Origin of the sequence: Pirellulimonas nuda (assembly GCF_007750855.1) — a bacterium.
Lineage (GTDB): Bacteria > Planctomycetota > Planctomycetia > Pirellulales > Lacipirellulaceae > Pirellulimonas > Pirellulimonas nuda.
Map to the genome: position 1 here is coordinate 2854249 of NZ_CP036291.1, position 17662 is coordinate 2871910.

At 61.3% G+C, this 17662-nt stretch carries 11 protein-coding genes; 5 read left to right on the plus strand and 6 right to left on the minus strand.

What is annotated here, in order from left to right:
* Window positions 1-104: 104 nt before the first annotated feature.
* The 6 genes from Pla175_RS11390 to Pla175_RS11415 form a co-directional block, all read right to left on the minus strand.
* Entirely contained in the window at window positions 105-1301 is a 1197-nt protein-coding gene (locus Pla175_RS11390) for a sulfatase family protein (RefSeq protein WP_197527437.1), read from the minus strand.
* A gap of 168 nt (window positions 1302-1469) precedes the next feature.
* Entirely contained in the window at window positions 1470-3380 is a 1911-nt protein-coding gene (locus Pla175_RS11395; RefSeq protein WP_145284460.1) for a HEAT repeat domain-containing protein, read from the minus strand.
* Window positions 3381-3465: 85 nt separating this feature from the next.
* Complete coding sequence (locus Pla175_RS11400) at window positions 3466-4740, minus strand: Gfo/Idh/MocA family protein (protein WP_231954351.1); 1275 nt, start codon at window positions 4738-4740, stop codon at window positions 3466-3468.
* A 531-nt stretch (window positions 4741-5271) separates the two neighbouring features.
* Window positions 5272-7359 (minus strand): PEP-CTERM sorting domain-containing protein, encoded by a 2088-nt coding sequence (locus Pla175_RS11405; protein ID WP_145284463.1) that lies wholly within the window; start codon window positions 7357-7359, stop codon window positions 5272-5274.
* A gap of 399 nt (window positions 7360-7758) precedes the next feature.
* Window positions 7759-8175, minus strand: a complete 417-nt coding sequence (locus Pla175_RS11410) for a hypothetical protein (RefSeq protein ID WP_145284467.1) — start codon at window positions 8173-8175, stop codon at window positions 7759-7761.
* Entirely contained in the window at window positions 8172-9170 is a 999-nt protein-coding gene (locus tag Pla175_RS11415) for a DUF1559 domain-containing protein (RefSeq protein WP_145284471.1), read from the minus strand. The genes Pla175_RS11410 and Pla175_RS11415 overlap by 4 nt, the downstream gene beginning before the upstream one ends.
* A gap of 1524 nt (window positions 9171-10694) precedes the next feature.
* Here Pla175_RS11415 and Pla175_RS11420 point away from each other — a divergent pair.
* The 5 genes from Pla175_RS11420 to Pla175_RS11440 all read left to right on the plus strand — a co-directional run bounded on the left by Pla175_RS11420 (window position 10695) and on the right by Pla175_RS11440 (window position 17570).
* Entirely contained in the window at window positions 10695-12068 is a 1374-nt protein-coding gene (locus Pla175_RS11420; RefSeq protein ID WP_231954353.1) for a sulfatase, read from the plus strand.
* A gap of 69 nt (window positions 12069-12137) precedes the next feature.
* Window positions 12138-14048 (plus strand): endo-1,4-beta-xylanase, encoded by a 1911-nt coding sequence (locus Pla175_RS11425; protein ID WP_231954355.1) that lies wholly within the window; start codon window positions 12138-12140, stop codon window positions 14046-14048.
* A gap of 459 nt (window positions 14049-14507) precedes the next feature.
* A complete protein-coding gene (locus Pla175_RS11430) occupies window positions 14508-15338 on the plus strand; it encodes a LamG domain-containing protein (RefSeq protein ID WP_145284478.1) in 831 nt (276 codons plus the stop codon).
* 80 nt (window positions 15339-15418) lie between these two features.
* A complete protein-coding gene (locus tag Pla175_RS11435) occupies window positions 15419-16441 on the plus strand; it encodes a LamG domain-containing protein (RefSeq protein WP_197527439.1) in 1023 nt (340 codons plus the stop codon).
* 106 nt (window positions 16442-16547) lie between these two features.
* On the plus strand, window positions 16548-17570 hold the full coding sequence (locus Pla175_RS11440) for a LamG-like jellyroll fold domain-containing protein (protein WP_145284484.1): 1023 nt from the start codon (window positions 16548-16550) through the stop codon (window positions 17568-17570).
* Window positions 17571-17662: the final 92 nt, after the last annotated feature.

Consider the following 17662-nt stretch of genomic DNA (forward strand, 5'->3'; position numbering starts at 1 on the left):
CGGGCCTGCCTGTGATCGGCCGTTTCGCGGCGTTCTTCGACGCGGTACTGGCGGATGGCTCGGGAGTGGTTCGACGGTGGTTGGATGCTGCGTCACTGGTACGACTACGGGTTCCATTCCGCTTTCTGAAGTGACAGCAGTTTTTCTACGATTTCTGGATGTTCGCTGGCAACGTCGTTCTCTTCCAACGGGTCCGCCGCGAGGTTGAAAAGCGCCGTTGCGGAGGGGACCGACGAAAACGGACGATCGGGGTTCACCGGACCGGGGGCAATCAGCTTCCACTGGCCATCGATCACCACTTGAGCAATGAGGCTCTTCTCGGGCGCGTCCAGGTCGGCGATGTCGTGGGTGTACGACTCGACGAAGACGGTTTGACGTGCTTGCATCGCTTCGCGATCCGTCAGGTTCAACCCGGCCAGGCTCTCGCTTCTTGCGACGCCGGTGGCGTCCAGAATCGTGGGAACAAAATCTATGATGTGGGCCAGTGTGGCGTCGTCGCGCGCGGGCGCCACTTTTCCGGGCCAGCGTACGAACATCGGAGTGCGGATGCCGAGCTCGTAGGGCGACAGCTTGGCGCGGGCCTTGGACTGGCCGTGCTTGCCGTCCCAGCCGTTGTCCGCGAGATACAAGACGACGGTGTTCTCTTTGAGCCCATGCTCTTCCAGGTACTGGTCCAGCTGCCCGCAGGTTTGGTCAAACCACTCCACCATTGCGTAGTACTTCTCCGCAGCGGGCGTCGGACCCCTGCCCCGGTACGCGTCAAGGATCTCCTTGGGCGGGGTATGCGGCACGTGGGGCATGAACGGTGCGTACCACACGAAGAACGGCGCCTTCTGCTTTTGAGCGGCGTCGATGAACTCGAAGATGGGCTCCATGCCCTGGCGTCCGATGCCCAGTCCGGCGTCGCCGTGGCGTCCGGCGGTATCGGTCATCCCGTGGGTAAAGCCCGCGTCTGCATAGGTGACGTTCCACAGTTTGCCCGTTTGCAGGGTCAAGTAGCCCGCATCGGTGAGCATCTTGGGCAGCAATGTGGGGCTGCTGAGTAGCTGCTCGGCCAGCTCGCCGCGTTGACCGCGGCTCGAGCGATTGTCGGAGAGGTCGTTTCCAGTAATCCGGTGCTCGTGGGGAAGTTTGCCGGTCAGCAGGCACGCCAGCGACGGCGAGCAAACGGGCATGACGTAGCCGCGCGTGTACAGCAGGCTCTCACCCGCCATTCGGTCCAGGTTGGGCGTCTGAACCTCTTCATTGCCCATGAAGCCGTAGTCCGGGAATCCTTGGTCATCGGAAATGATGAGGATCACGTTAGGCCGCGTCGGGGTCTCCCCCTGCCCACGGCCAACCCAAGAGAGCAGGATCACAGCCGTCCATATCAGAAAGGGGGTCTTCATCTATGCAGCCTTGGAAGGGAGTTGAACGCCGTAGGGGGCATATGTCGGACACCGGGGATCGCCCCCGAGAAGGCGCACGAATCACTCCGTTATGAGTTTACGCGCCCTAGCAAGAACTTCTTCGCTTCCGCCCGTCTTTATCACCCTGCTGGAAGCTTTGGCGGCGGCGTCCGGATAGGTTAGTGCGATCGCCTCGGCGATCGCAAGTACCGACTCGCTTGCCTGCTTACCCAGTCGATCCTCGGCGAGCTCGGCCGTCGCCAATTCAAGCGCCGCGACGGAGGGGATCCGCTCGAGAACTTGAATGGCGAGCAGCCTCTCTTCGTCCCGACTGGCGACCCGTAGTGCGGAGCGGCACATCGCCAGCCGCTCGCTCTCGGGGACGGCAAACTGCCGCGCGATCCGTAGGTAGCCGCGTAGCGCCCGCACGGCGTAATGGTTGTCGGAGTCCGCGACACGCAGGAGCGCTGGCGCCGCGTCTGCGCTCGGCCAGTTGCCTAGCACACGCGTCGCCTCGTTTTGAGCACTCTGGTCTTGCTTCTCGGCGATGGCAACCACGCTCTCCAGCGCTCGCGGCCCACCGACGACTGCAAGCACGTCGAGCAGGTAGCCAATCTGGTCGCCTGTTGCGACGTCGATCTGATCCGCGACGGCGGCAGCAGCGGCCTCCCGATCGGAGACACGCGAGGCGGCCGCCAACGACGCTTGCCGAGCAAGCCGGCGTTCTTTGGGAGATTGTGCCCCGATGGCGAGCTCCAGCAGAGGCGGAAGCGTATCGCCGACCGCGAGTCGGCCTGCGGCTTCGAGCGCCGCAACGCGGGTGGCGCTGTCTTTGGCGGATCGTGCTGATTGGATAATCGCGTGGGCCCCCTCGATGATGCGTCTTTGCCCGATCAGTTCCGCGGCAATGGCCCGAGAATCGCTGGAACCATCCCGGAGCATGACTACGATGGCGCGATCGACCCCCTCGTCGTCCATCTCCGCGAGTGCTTCTCGAGCGACCTGGCTGAACTGATTATCCTGATGGGCTAGACGCATCAGCAGCGGTGCGTCCGAAGCGTCTCCAAGGACGCCGAGCGACTTGATCCCTTCGACTCGCACCGCCGCGATGTCGCTTCTAGCTGCCGTTCGCGCAGACTCGGCGGCAGACCGCTCACCCATGCCGCGCAGCGCGCGAAGGATCTGCACCTGGCGTTCAGGCTGGTCCTGGTCGATCGCATCGGCCAGCAGCTTGGCGCCATTGTCGACCCCGCCTTCCACCACTGCCTGCAAGCCGATGGTGAACTTCCAGTCTTCGTCTCTGGCAAGCAGCGACTTGGCTAGCGATGCAGCCTGATTAGGCTCGCTGTAGCGAACGCGGCCCAAGACGGCGGCGGCGCGTGCCTGCCGCGTCGCGTCGGCGCCCTCAAGGCAGTCGAGCAGCGCTAGCGCGGCAGGGCCCCGGCCCCGGTCCGCGAGGCGATACGCACAGCTCAGCAGCACATCGGCTAGCTGGACGCGCGACTTGGGATCGACGGATGCCAAGAGTGAAGCCGCTCGATCTAGATCGATATGAACCAGCGCGGCCACGGCGGCCGCGGAGACCTTCTGGTTCGACGACTTAGATAGCGCTACGAGCTGCTCTACCGCGTCGCGATCTTGTCGAGCCGCAATAGAGTTGATCACGCCAACGAGCTGATCGCCCTGGACTTGGTCGAGGGCCCTACGTAGAGCATCGCCAGCGTCGGCGCTTGGGATATTCTGCAGCGCGTAGCGGGCATAGTGAGAGAAGTGTTTGTCTGTCAGCAGAGCTTCGAGGTCGGGAACTGCACGGCTCGAGCCGACGATGGCGAGCTGCTGGCAGGCGACCGCCCTGTCGTGGTCCGAGGCGTCTTGCGATCGGATGATCTTAAGCAACGGTGCTTCATCGATCTGCTCGGCCGCCGCCGCCGGCTGGGCATGGCTCGCGACGAACGCGACCAGCAGCGCGTAAGAGGTGATGCTTCTATTCATGGCCGGTTGGTTTAGTTTGAGGGCTTGGGGTTGGCGAGAACCGGGATGTCTGCGTGGCTATGTGGCTGCGGTTCTGACCCGCAGATCAGATCCGCCACGGCTCACGAACAGCCCGAGCCAAGTGACGGTTCGCCTCGTTGTGATGGACGAAGGCGTTCTTGGCCGGATCGAACCGCAGGGTTTCGCCCATCCTCCAAGCGATGGTTGCGGCGTGCGACGCGATGTGCGATTGAGCCGCCACCCTTTCGTTCGCTGAGCACGCTTTTCGAGAGCGGACACAATCCAGGAACTCCCTCACGTGGTTGCTGGGATCGGTGCCCCGCATGTCGGGCACCGCGATCTCGGATCGCAGCGACTCGGGATAGACTTCGAACTTGCCGCTGTCGCCGGTCTCAACCCAGCCCTCGTCCCCTTCAAAGCGGACGGGGCAGGTCCCCAGCCCGAGCCAGCCCGTGTCGCGGTCACGCATGACGAGCTTCACGCCGTTGGCGTAGGTCGCGGTCACATTGGTGTCCCACGGCTCGTACTCGACCGGGACGGTGTCGTCCGATCGATTAGCCCACTGACATAGGTCGACCGTGTGCGCGCCCCACTCAAGGATTCCGCCGCTGTGCAAATCGTGATAACCCCGCCAACGCCCTTCGGCGTACAGAGCGTTGTAGGGCCGCCACGGCGCCGGGCCCAACCAAAGGTCCCAATCGATCTCGTCCTTTCCGGGTTGTGGCTGCGCAGGCAGCCAGTCGCGACTCCCCGCCGGATCCAGGGTGTGAGCGTGCATCGTGCGTAGTTGGCCGAGCTTGCCGCTGTGCACCAGGTCGACCGCAAACTGAAAGTTGGGGATCGTCCTTCGCTGGGTTCCAGCCTGGTAAATGCGTCCGTAGCGAATCACCGCGTCCCGGAATGCCAGACTCTCCTCGATCGTCATCGAGCACGGCTTCTCGCAGTAGATGTCTTTGCCGGCTCGCGCCGCTAAGATCGACGCCATCGTGTGCCAGCGATCTCCGGTAGCGATCAATACGGCGTCGATGTCATCGCGGCCGAGCAGCTCCTCGGGGCGTCTGAGAACCACGCAGTCGCTGCTGTTGTAGTGCTTGTCGACCATCTGCTTGACGATCTGGCCACGGCTCCTCTGCGCGTCGCACGTGGCGACGAATCGCGCGTCCTGCGAATTGAGGAAGCTTCGCAGGTCGGTCCGGCCCCGATTGCCGACGCCGATGCCGCCGACAGTGATCCGCTCGCTCGGGGGCGTGACGCCATTGCGCCCTAGTGCGGACGATGGGATAATCGTTGGAGCGCCAACCACCGCGGTGGCAGTGGCGACCGTTTTCAGGAAATCGCGGCGGCTAGTTGGTCGTACCACTATCTTACGCCTCGGGGTTGGAGGTGATTTCTCATGCGTCGCCCAGAGGATCACTGAATTGGTTGACGATTCTTTGGGCGACTGTCATCGTAATCGCGCGCCCACGGCGTTTGCCACGCGGTGGTCGGGAACGATTCACGAACTACTCCAGCAAATCACAGCAATCAACGGAGTCAGGAAGTGACGGCCGGATGACTCTCGCAAAGGCGCGGAGTCGAACGGGAAGAATCAAATTGCCAATGACCAATACGCGCTTTGGTTTCGCCCTGCGCGTATTGGTCGTTGGGGTTATTGTCTACCACTGCGTCTCTGCGAGAGACTTCCTCGGACTGCCTAGACGTGTTCGGTAAACGTGTCGTTCAGGAGGTCAGGTGAGGGAGTTGTTATGGTTCTACGGATGGGTTGAAGTACTTGCAGCAAGCCGGGAAACGGCTCTCGCTGCAATCAACCCGAATGCGTGCCTCACGAAGAAACGATGGCGGGAGGGCTGCCCCCCCTCCCGCCATGATCGCCGTCCGACGCCCGGCCCCTTCAGCGTCGGAACCGGCGGATCGCCGGAACCGCGGCCAGAGCCAATCCGAAGATAGCTAACGATGCCGGCTCGGGCACCGAGGCGGAGCCCACAGCGGCGATCGCAGGTTTGCCGAAGTTCGCCTTCCACAGGTCGTAGCCCGCCTGGGTAGAGTCGGGGCTGTTCCCGTCCCGCCACACGGTGTAATCGGCCGCATCGACCGCGTTGTCGCCGTTGTAGTCTCCGGGAATCCCTCCGGCGATAAGCAATTCGAGCGCCGCCACGTCGGCGGCGTCGAAGAAGTCGTTACCCGTCAGGTCAAAGGGCGACAAGTTGAGAGACGCCAGCACGGCGGCCGAGCTGTTGCCTAAGCCGATCAACGTGTTCTGCCGATCGACCGCGGGGTCGCCACCGTCGCCCATCAGGTAAAGATTCGCCAGGTCGACGTCCGCTTGGTCTACGGCCATGTCGAAATTCACGTCGCCAGGTGCGAAGAGGACTGGCGTCGTCAACGAGATATTGTCGATCTGCACCTGAGTAAACACATTTCCGTCACGTTGGTCAGGCGACACAGGAGTGCCGTCCGGAAAGTTGGGGATCACCGTGTCGGCGAGTGATTGGAAGAACACATTGATGGGATCGCCACTGTCTTGAGCGGCCTTGAGAACAGCCCCACTGATCGTCAGGGTAGGCTGTGCGGTCTGCGTTGCGCCGCCAGCGGTCTCTGGCGGGATGATTTCCGTCAATTGCTGATCAAAGAGCGCTCCGGCCAATGCGTTATTCGGGTCAATCGCGGCGTCGCCCGCGCCGGACGTCAAGGCAAGCTTAAAGTTCGAGTCGGGGCTTGCTGGGCGGTTCTTGTTGAAGGTGATGTCAAACGTGAGTGTGTATTCAGCGTTCTCGTCAATCGTGGCGCCCTGAAAGATGTCTCTCTGGAGCAGGCCATTGAGATAGCCCCCCGCGGTGTTCATTACGACGCGCTCCTGGGCGATTGACCAGTGGGTGTCTAGATAGAAGGACCCTTGCTGCCCGTTGGTGAAGAGTAGGTCCAATGCGCCGCCGTCGGCCACTGCTTCAATAATGTTGTTGGGGTTATTCGAGTAGGGCGCCCAGTTATCGACGTCCACCGTGTTCCCGCGGAAAGGGCCAAAGTTGCCGTGGGAGCCGTTGATGTTGTAGGCGCCGCCGGTATTGGGCTGTAACGGATTGGTGATGTTTGTGAAGTCGCCGTTGGGGATCAGGTTGGCGGGCGCCGGCTTGGCGATCGCGGCGAAGGCTTGCACGTTGTTGCTGCGGCCGAGGCTGATATTGTCGAGCGACACCAGCATGCCCGCGTTCGATAGGATCGTGGAGACCGGATCAACCGAGCCCTGGACCGGGTCGATACGGACCTGGTCGTACGAATTGCCCCACGTGCCTGTGTCCGACGGAAGGCGCTGAATGGTGTAGGTTCTGAACACGTCGACGGGCGGGATCGGCGACGAACCGCCGTCGTTGACGTAGTAATCGACCCTGCTGTTAGCGACGCCATCCGGCAGGTTGCCTCCCGTCAGGAACTGCTCCCCTCTTGCTCCCGGGTCGTCGACGTAGCTTTGCGGAATCGACACGTCGAGGCGGAGGTCGAACTGCACGATATCGTACTGCCCGGGGAGGTTGCCTACGGTGATGCGGTCGCCTGGGATTTGTGAGATGCTGCTAACGCTGCGGCGGATGCTGGGGTCGGCTTCGGTGAAGCCGGAACTGTTCTGGATTACCCCCTCTGCGGCATCGATAAAGATCCCGCCGAACCGCACTTCAGTCCAACTCTGGGCCGTTCCGTCGTTGAAGTCGCCGATGTTGACTACGTCAAAGAAGGTCGGGCCGGCGCCCTGGGCAGAAACGGTGACGTCGGCCGCGTTGGAGGTGAGCCCGCAAAGGACAACGAGCAGGCAGCCGAAGGGCTTCGCTGCGGCTCGACCGAATGAGTGGACCGGTGGCTTCGGCAGCCGGCCAAAAAAACTAGTGCGAATCATAGAACTTTCTCCAGAGAGCCCAGGGGCTGAATAGTACAAGGGTTGAATAGTAACGGAGCAATCAGCGGCATTGGGCGACTCGCCGCGGCCGCCCACGCCGACCGCCTTCCTGCTCCCAGCGAATCGATGAGATGATCCCCCAACGATCTCAATGCCGACGGGGGAGAAGACATGAGGTAACGTCGGCTCTAGTCACACTAACGGCGCTCGCAAGATTGGTCAAATATTCCCGTCCAGAATTTGAATTCAGAGCTATCAACGGCACACCCGAACCGCCCGCGAGCCCGTTGTGCTGTTCGCAGCGTTCCAATGAATGACGAATGCGCAGCAGCAAGGACGCGCAGGCGAGCGCATACGCGTCCTTGGTCATTAATGCTCGTTTTCAAATGGTTGCCCATCACTCAACGGGCCTACGCAGCAATGCCGACTGGGCTATGGAGTTCCGTCCGCCTGGGCGGTAGCCGCCTCTGCGCCCGATCTTACGAAGTGCCGCGCCTAACCCGACGTCGAAAGATCAAGGTCTCTCGTGTTCTCTCCAGGCTTCACGTCGATCTGCAACTCCGACTCGTTGTTGTACTTGTCGGGTAGCGATTCTGCGAAAATCTTTCTGACCGGACTATCCGGCGTGTTGTAGAGCCTTTTCTCTCCGACGACCTTGGAGACACGCACCTCAATCCTCGACTCTCCGATCGGCACTTCGATGACGTACTTCCCCTGAGAAATGCCTGTTCCCACCGGGTTGGCCGCTCCTCCGAGGGGGAAGAAGCTGATCTTCCCGGCATCTACCGGGGCGCCGTCGACGATCACGGCCCCCCTAACGATCGCGAAGCCTTCCTTGGGCCCGCCGCAACCGAGGCTGCAAAGCAAGACGGCGGAAGCAGCAAGCGAGACAAGAGATTCAGATCCAGTCATAGTTGCTCGCCCGCCTCACCGCCGTCCATGGTGCCCAAGGCCATCCATGCGGCAATGTTAATGTCTTCGCTGAAGAACGTGACCGATCCATCGCACAACACCGCGTTGACGCCCCCGGGGTGGCGGCTCCTGGCGGCCGCGACCTGGCGACTGCGCTCGCCCGCGATCGCCGGCATGTTCGGGTCGCCGGTCTCTTGAAACCAGCCATTAATGATGATGTCAGCTACGGACGAGTTCGGGGTTACCAAGGTATGGAACCGGAACCCTCCGTCGTCGTTCATGATGTCGCCCCGCCAGTCGTCATCGTTGATGCTCCAGCCCTTGAGCGTTTCGGACATAAGCAGGGTGTGCGACGTGCCGTCGGTGATGTTGCGGAAGGCCGTTTTGCGCGGCTTGTTGCGGTCTCCACCGATGTGTGAGAAGGGCGCTTTGGGCATGTCGTCTACCGTCTGACCACGAATAGCACCGGCGGTTTGCCCGTACGTCACGTTCCCCCAGTTCACCACGTAGTTCCCGCGCCGACGGTTGTGGCCACCGCCGAGCTGGTCGGAGCCCTCGTCGCTTGGGCAGTAGTACAGGTCCACTTTGTGGCCGGTAGCGCCGCTCATCGATCCGTCGTTGATCGTGTTGGGCGCGACGTGAAATGCCTTGCTGAGGTCGGCGGTGACGGACGTGGCCGACTCCTCAATGTACGGCCAGAGCGTCATCACCCAAGTCTGCCGGGGGTCGCGCTTCGACCCGAACGGCAGCTCCCCCTGGGAGTCATGGTGCAGGTGCATCGCGATCCCCCACTGCTTGCACTTGTTCACGCACTGCGTGCGCCGCGCAGACTCGCGGGCGGACTGCACCGCCGGCAGCAGCATGGCAACGAGGATGCCGATAATTGCAATGACAACCAAGAGCTCAACCAGTGTGAATCCTTCTGAACGCCGTTTAGGGCGCCATGAGAATTTTTCGACACCTGTTCTACGCAACGCGGTTTCACTTACAGACATGGCTCGTTTCCTTGAGAGAAGTCTTCCAAGACCCGGCGGTGAGGAGTTCCTACGGCGACCTAACCTGACGCGTACGTCCCGCGGTCGCCGACTGCATTGAAGGGTTCAAGAACGCCGCAAAAGTTTCAAAAAAAGCTGTGTTCGATGGTGGCCAAAGAACTGTGACAAGCGGTCCGCGTCGTCACTGAGGCGGCGCGGGCGGATTCCTTACTTGAGCGAATGCCCAATGCTGAGGAGTTACTTCCGAGGGGAAGAAAACTGGACAGACAAAAATGGCTCTCTTTGCCAGATTCTGTCAGATTCTCGATCTGGTGTCAAAAAGTTGCCCGCTGAGCCGCGACGTGTCGCCAGGTTGTTCGAACGCGAGGTCGGAGCGACCGCTTATGCCGCCCGCGGCTGCGCGTAAGTGAGGGGCAGGCCGGCCCGGATACTCATCGTGGTGTCGCTTGATCTCGGCGACGCATGCGGGGTCTTGCGAAGGGTGTTTAGGTGCCGTGGGTCTCGGGATAGGCGACCGGCCGCTGCAAAGGCGAACCTTTGGAGCAGGCGTGAACGTAATCTCTTTGACGCAGATACTTCTTTCTATGGTGGCCTGCTTGCTTCCGACGGCGCCCCGCGAGCATCGCGTGGGCGAACCTCGAAGGGGTCTCGCCACTAGCCGCCGCAAGCCCTCGGGTGCCGAGTCTCATGGCGGAACATGACCGCGGCTTGTTGGAAAGCAAACACGCAACCAGCGCGTACTCAGCGGAATGTCAAAGATTGCCCGCGGGGCGGCTGCAATTGCGATCGCCGACCAAGACTAATGTTTCAATGGAAACGCTGGGACTCTTGTGTTCCAATTAGTTTTGGTAGACCTGGGGACGGTTGCTTTCGGGTGGCGAAGGCGCCCTCGGTCGCCGGGGCCCTGAGGTCCGCAAGGTTCGGGCCTCGGGGGGCACCAGGTCGGCGGTGCGGCTGTCCGACGCTTCGCTTTCGGCTCTCAGAATCTACTCTTCTCTGCTTTTTTGCGATCTCAATCAGGCTAGGAAATGCAATGCAGACGTGCGTGGGCAAGGTGTTTCTGCATCCTCATGCCGGCTCTGTCCTGCGTTGTTTCGAGCGACGGACAGCCCTTTGCCTCGCCCTTGCTCGATTGGCGGAAGCGCTTGGACTCGGCTCGGTCGCCCCAGACCCGAATAGGTCCTACCGCAGCTCGCGCTCGCTTCGGCCCAACTCCCCCAGGCCGCTCGAGTCGAGCGTCTTGTCGAACAGCGCGATCTCGGCTGGCCGTGGACCAGGGTCTGCGGAGCAGGCTCGGCAAGGCTCTGTGGCAGGGGGCGAACAGTTGCTGAGGGGGCGGTTCGCCAGGCTGGCGAATTGGGTTCTCGCGATGCAAGCGTCGGCGGTTGGCAGCCGCAACACGAAGGGGTCGATATGAAGCACCTTTGGCGCCTTCCGCAAGTCGCCGTCTGCTCACTTGCGTTGTTGTGCGTGCTGAGTCACGGCATGCCATTCGATGCACAGGCGGACGGGCAACCGAACGTCTTGCTGTTCTTCGTCGATGACCTTCGGCCTGAGCTGGGCTGCTACGGCCAGCACGACATCAAGAGCCCGAATATCGACGCGTTAGCTCTCGGGGGGGTCCTCTTCGAGCGTGCCTATTGCCAGCAAGCCATCTGCGCCCCATCGCGAGCGAGCATGATGGCTGGGCAGTATCCGGATACGCTTGGCATCTACGACCTGTGGTCGCCGCTGCGTCGCACGGTTCCCGGCGTGATGAGCATGCCGCGCTACTTTCACGAGCGCGGCTACGAGACCTCATCGTTTGGAAAGGTCTACCATCACCACTCCGACGATCGAGAATACTGGTCAAAGCTGCCCGATGTTCCAGGGGTGATCTACGCGAATCCACAAACCCTGCGATCGATCACCCGGCGCCACAGAGAAGCACGAGCCAAGGGGCTGACGAAACTCGCGTTGTCGTCTGCCACCAAGGGCCCTCCCTGTGAAGCGGCGGATGTCGAGGACGATGCTTACCGCGATGGTGCAGTCGCTCAGCAAGCGATCGATGCGCTGCGCAGCTGCGACAGCCCCTTCTTCATGTGTGTCGGGTTCGCCAAGCCGCATCTGCCCTTTTCCGCGCCCCAGCACTACTGGGACCTTTACCGGCGCGAAGACTTTCATACGCCCGATCGCGACGTTCCCAAAGCGTCGCCGGATATCGCCTTCACCAATTGGGGCGAGCTGCGGTCCTACGAGGGGATGCCGGAGGAGGGGCCACTGAGCGACGCGCAGACGTGCGAGCTGATGCACGGGTACGCTGCTTGCGTGAGCTACGCAGACGCACAGGTAGGGAGGGTGCTGGCCGAGCTCGATCGATTGGGGCTTCGCGACGGCACCATCGTCGTCTTGTGGGGCGACCACGGCTACAAGTTGGGCGAGTACGGCCTGTGGTGCAAGCACACCAACCTGGAGCTAGACGCCCACGTGCCCCTGATCGTGTCGGCGCCTGGATACGCGAAGGGTGAACGCGCCCAAGGTCTGGTCGAGATGATCGATGTCTTTCCGACCCTTGCCGCGCTCACCAACGGTTCGGCGCCGGCCTCCTGCGAAGGGCGAAGCCTTGAGCCAATGCTCAAGGACCCCCGCACCACGATCCGCCCCTACGCACGGAGCCAGTACCCGCGAGGCTCGACAATGGGCTATAGCCTTCGGACCGACCGCTGGCGATACACCGAATGGGTGGCCTCGCCGAGCAAAAGCATCGTGGCAAGAGAGCTCTACGATCATCGCGACTCCCAAACGCCGGGGCGGAACCTGGCCGATGAGCCAGGGCGTCAGGAGCTCGTTTCAACGCTTTCCAAGCATCTCGATTCGCGAAGTCGCATCGCGCCGCGGGCGTCGAGAACCGGGCAATAGACTCACGGTCCAAGCCATTACCGTGCCTCACACCGTCAACCGCTTACCGGAAGAAGCACGTACACTTCGATGATCCTCGCCGTCGTCTTCAACCGCCGTGCCGCTCGCATATTCGGCCCATGCCGCCTTGGTGGTCTGACGATGATCATCTTGGCGCTTTGGTCGCTATTGAGCGGGGCGGTTGCTCGCGCCCAGCCGATCACGTTTCCGCGGGGGGGCGCCGATGTGGTTGCGTTCGGCCAGGATGAGCCGTTGCGGTTCCGCACCAAGGGCATTGAGGCGACGGGTGCGTGGACGCCTATCGAGGGCATGCCGTTCCGGGAGGCGTATCGCGTCGAGTCAGGCACGCGGATCACCGACCGCAAGAACGTGCAGGTGACGATCCCGATTCGAGAACCGGTGCGAAAGGGAGATGTCCTGCTCCTGTCGTTCTGGACGCGTCGCCCCAACGCCGGCGGTCAACCCAACAACGTCTATTTCTGCATCGACCCCGGGTCCGCACCTCACGGGTTCGAGTACCAGCTATCGGCGTACCGTGAGTGGAAGCAGCACGTGCGTTCGTTTGTGACGCGTCAAGACCTCGACCCAGATAGCAGCAGCGTCCACATCGACCTGGGCGAGGCGGGAACGGTCGCCGAGGTCGCCGACTTGCGGCTCATCAACTACGGTCCCGATCGGGCCCCCGACACGCTCCCTAGATCAACGGTGGTGTACCGGGGACGCGCTGCCGATTCGGCTTGGCGTGCAGAAGCGCTGGATCGAATCGAGAGGATCCGCAAGGGCGCCCTGGTCGTGCGAGTCGTCGATGCCCAAGGCGACCCAATTCCCAACGCCAGCGTCACCGTCGTGCAGCAGAGGCACGCATTCGGGTTCGGCGCCGCGGTGAACTCAGAAGTCCTGGGCGCCAAAGAAAGCGATTTCCCGGTCCAGCCCAAGGGCAAGCTGAGCGTCACATGGGAGGATGCCCAGAGGTACCGTGAGGTCGTTAGGAAGTACTTCAATCGCGTGGTGTTCGAATCGGAGCTCCGTCCAGGCAACTGGGCGCTGATGAGGCGCGGCCAACCCGGTTGGGTACGCAGGCATGACATCTTAATGAACAGCACCCTCCCCTGGCTCAACGCCAATCGCATCGCGGCGCGCGGCCACTATCTCGGGTGGGCGCCGATGGACTTCAACGAGGTCGAGAAGCCGTTTCTTGGCGACCCACAGGCCCATAAGGCGTGGCTGTGGGGACACATGGCCGATGTGCTGCCTGAAACAGCTGGGTACGTCGCCGAATGGGACGCGATCAATCACATTGTCGGCTGGGGCAAACACACGTACGAGCAAGAATACGGTGGGCTAGAGATCTACGCCGAGATACTCGCCGAAGCCCGACGCCTGGCGCCGGGCGCTGCCCACGCGATCAATGAGGGCAAGGTCTTGCCCGATGGCTACAAACGCGAGCCCTACAAACGGATCATCCGTTTTCTAAACGAAGAAGGCCAAGCCCCGGACCTTGTTGGCTTCATGGCCCACTTTGACCTGAGCACTCTGACGCCCCCCGAAGAGCTGCTGGAGGTCTACGACGATTTCGCCAAGATAGCGCCCCGGCTTCAGCTGAGTGAACTCGACGTCGAGGTGGGCGACGACGAAGCCCTGCAGGCGGACTACTACCGCGACGTCCTGATCGCCACCTTCAGCCACCCCAATATCGAGGCAATCGTGCAGTGGGGGTTTTGGGAGCCAATGCACTGGAAACCCGCCGCCGCATTGTGGCGTGACGATTGGACCCTCAAGCCTGCCGGAGAGGTCTTCGTCGACCTGGTCGCCGGCCAATGGTGGACCAATGAAGAATTGACGACCAACCGCCAAGGGAAGTGCCGGCTGCGGGGGTTTCTTGGTGACTATCGCGTAACCGCCCGGCACGACGGAGTCGCGAGTACCAAGGAGGTCGCGCTCCGCCGCGAAGGCTCAAAGCTTCTCATACAACTGGAGTGACTCGCTGCGGAGGGCCGCGCACCGCGTTTGAACCATGCCCGCCGGATGCGGAACGTGGGGGGCTGGCCGAGTGGCCATATTCGCGACATGTCCATCGGAAACAGGCTCCTTACCGCTAACCTCGAAGTCGTCGCCGACGCTTGATTCGCAGCCGCTTTGAGAGTAGCGGGCCTTGATCCCAGAATCGTCAAAAATTCGCTTTTTTCTTGTCCACCTTCTAGAACACCCGACGTATTAAACGAACCAAGTGCAGGTTTGGCACAGACGCTCGCTGGTCGGCAGTCCCGGCGAGCGGAGCGGAATCTGGGGCTTGGTTCGACCACTTGTCGTGCTTGCTTGTCTAAAGATCTTTGGCTCTTGCCTGCCCTGCGCACGTTTATGTTTTGATCAGAGTTTTGCGCGAATTGCCCAAAACCGTCATCCGGGTTCCACTACCACTAATTGAGGAGTAAGAGACTCATGAGACGTAATCGCCTTGCCACAGTTGGTCTTCTGAACTGCACCCTGTTTGCAGCAAACTTGTCTCCCGCTGCGCTACTCCACCACTGGGCCTTCGACGACGGTTCTGGGGATACCGCCGTTGACTCTGCCGGCGCGAACAATGGCGCCATCGTCGGCGCGACTTGGGCGACGGGCGCCGGCGATCGCGCTTCGTATCTCAGTTTCAACGGGACTGATAGCCGCGTCGATCCTGCGCTGACGTTCCCATCCATCAGTCAGGCAGACTCCTCGTCTTGGGCCTTCTGGGTGAACCCTGCTTCGGCTCAGACGAACGACATCATCGTCGGCAACCGCAAAGACGGCAGCAATGTCGATATCGGCCCCGGCACAAGGAACTTCCTCAAGGTTACCCCGTTTAGCAGGTTCGACTTCCACCAAGGCGTCGCCAAGAGTGTCACGCTGACCACATTTCCAGTCGACGAGTGGACTCACTTCGCTTTTTCGCGATCGGGAGATCAGCTCACTTGGTACATCAACGGCGTTGCCGAAAATGGGGGCCTTCCTGCAACCATCCCTGGCCTAGACGCCGTCCCCAACGGAGCCATCCTCCCGTTCTACATCGGGGGCGAGCCCGGCCAAAATCAAAACGAGCACTTTGCCGGCGGCATCGACGACGTCCGAATCTACGACAGCGCAATTAGCGCGGCCGAAGTGCGTGCGCTGGCCGGGGTGGTGCCGGAGCCTTCGGCGCTACACCTCCTCTTTGCCGTCGGCGGGTTTCTTCTGATCTCTGGGTGGAGAACCAGGGAGCAGGCCTGCCCAAATGCGATCGAATCGCTCCGAGGATAGTTTGAATCGATCAAGAACCGCTGGCGTATCCACATGGCTGCGATGCAGTAAGTTTAACAATGGGTAGCAAGGCTATGACAATGAATCGTTTTCTCTCTTACGCAGTCCTCGTCGGATCAGTACTCGCTGTGAGTTCGTCGCAGGCGGTGCTGGTCGGTCACTGGCAATTCCAGGAGGGCGCCGGGGCAACGGCGGCCAACTCGGTCGTCGGCGGCGCCGTCGGCGCTATCACGAACGACGCCACTGGCGGGCTGGGCGTAGACGGCTCGGTGTGGGCGACCGACCCGGTGTTCGGTTCGGTGATCAGCTTCAACGGCGGCGCCGCCGACGCCGGGTTCGTTCGCGCCGGCAGTCTGCCCATATTGACCCTGGAGCAAGACTTCACCTGGGCGTTCCTCGCAAACAACCAAGAACCTACGCAGCCCAACAATATCATTGTCGGTAACCGCAGAGACGGAGGGTCACCCGAGGCCGAGTTCACCCCTCGGCAGTTCATCAAGTTCACTCCGACCAACTTCGAGTGGCATATGAACGCCAATACAAACGACAACTTCAACGTCGCCGATCTGACGGTAGGATATTGGAATCATCACGCCGTTGTAAAAGACGGCGCTCAGTTGACCTACTACCGCAACGGCGTCGAAATGGCCGCGCAGACCATCACGCAGTTCCCGGATGTGGCGATGCCCCTCTTCTTCGGCGGTGATTCAACGGCGACTAACGGCGAGAACTGGCGCGGGTTTCTCGACGAAGTGCGGATCTACGATGAGGCGCTCAGCGCGAGCGCCGTGCAGGCGCTCGTACCCCCGTCGCTTCAATTTCTCGCGGGCGATGTCAACGACGATGGCAATATCACGGTGGCAGACGACTTCGAGCCGATCCGCGCCAACTTCCTGCAGGTAGTGTCAAGCCGCGCCCAGGGCGACCTCACCAGAGACGGCTTCGTTGACTACGACGACTGGAATGAGTTCAAGGTTGCCTTCCTTGGCGCCGGCGGCGATTTGAGCAGCCTACAAGGCTTGCCGGTGCCCGAGCCATCCGCCGCGGTGCTCCTAGCTTTGCTGGCGTCAACGGTCGCGCTGGGTAGGCGCTGCAAGCAGTGATGGGACGTCTAATCGGCAGTTGAGGCGGCCCGCTACCATCCGCTCGATCGGAGAAGAGCGTGAGTGCCCGTTAACAAGAGACACGTAAGCCATAACGAGGAAAGAGATGATGAGAAACAGCAATCACTTATGGTGTAGGACGCTGCCGATCGCCTTATTGGCGTTTATCCCGGTGGCGAAAGCAGATCTTGTTCACTATTGGAGCTTCGATGAGGGCTCCGGAACGACCACGGCAGACAGCATTGGCACTGCCACCGGCGTGATCGATGGGGCGACGTGGGCGACCGGTACGGGCAACCGAGCCACATTCCTTAGTTTTGACGGCAATAATGATCGCGTCGATCCAAGCTTGTCGTTCCCCACTATCACTACCGAAGATTCATCGTCGTGGACGTTCTGGGTAAACCTTGCGCCGGGAACGGCAGCGACTTCCAATGAGATCATCATCGGAAACAGGAAGGATGGCAACAACGTTGACATAGGTCCGGGCACGAGGAACTTCCTGAAAATTACGCCCCGGGGCCGTTTCAATTTTCACCAAGGTGGCGGGCACGACGTTGATTTCGCCCCATTTCCAACAGACACTTGGACGCACTTCGCTTTCTCTCGGGAGGGAGATCAGCTCACCTGGTACATCGATGGCGTCGCCGCGAACGGAGGGGTTCCTTCCACCATTCCCGGGTTGGCTACTTCGGCTACCGGCGCCATTCTCCCGTTCTACATGGGCGGAGAGCCCGCCCTTGCTGGTGCCGAGCACTTTGCCGGGGGTCTTGACGACGTGCGGATCTACAACCACGCCCTCACGGCTCAGGAAGTCCTGCAATCGATGCTGCCGTTTGGTCTGCCCATCCCGGGGGACGCTAACGATGACGGAGTGGTCAACGAGGCGGACTTAACCATCGTTCGCAATAACTACTTCAACAACGTCACCGGAACGCCGGTAGAGCGGTTCTTGGCGGGTGACATGAACCTCGACAGCATCGTCGATTTCCGGGACTACCGCATCTGGAAGGACAACTACGTGCCTTCGGCGCTCGGCTTGGCCTCAGACGCCGTCCCCGAGCCGACTGCTCTTGGGCTCGCGCTCTTCGCTGGAGTCACGCTTTCCGCTTTGCGCCGACGGGCTTAAGAGGCCTCGTTTGGCGGATCGACGTTCTTCCTTCAATGATGATCCTTACGCGATATAAGGGCTTATCCCAATGACTAGAACTAGGTACACCG

Bases quoted from the DNA above. Each gene is read 5' to 3' on its own strand.
- Pla175_RS11430 (WP_145284478.1), top strand. From the start codon at position 14,508: ATGAGACGTAATCGCCTTGCCACAGTTGGTCTTCTGAACTGCACCCTG.
- Pla175_RS11415 (WP_145284471.1), bottom strand. From the start codon at position 9,170: ATGTCTGTAAGTGAAACCGCGTTGCGTAGAACAGGTGTCGAAAAATTC.
- Pla175_RS11410 (WP_145284467.1), bottom strand. From the start codon at position 8,175: ATGACTGGATCTGAATCTCTTGTCTCGCTTGCTGCTTCCGCCGTCTTG.
- Pla175_RS11425 (WP_231954355.1), top strand. From the start codon at position 12,138: ATGATCCTCGCCGTCGTCTTCAACCGCCGTGCCGCTCGCATATTCGGC.
- Pla175_RS11395 (WP_145284460.1), bottom strand. From the start codon at position 3,380: ATGAATAGAAGCATCACCTCTTACGCGCTGCTGGTCGCGTTCGTCGCG.
- Pla175_RS11435 (WP_197527439.1), top strand. From the start codon at position 15,419: ATGAATCGTTTTCTCTCTTACGCAGTCCTCGTCGGATCAGTACTCGCT.
- Pla175_RS11440 (WP_145284484.1), top strand. From the start codon at position 16,548: ATGATGAGAAACAGCAATCACTTATGGTGTAGGACGCTGCCGATCGCC.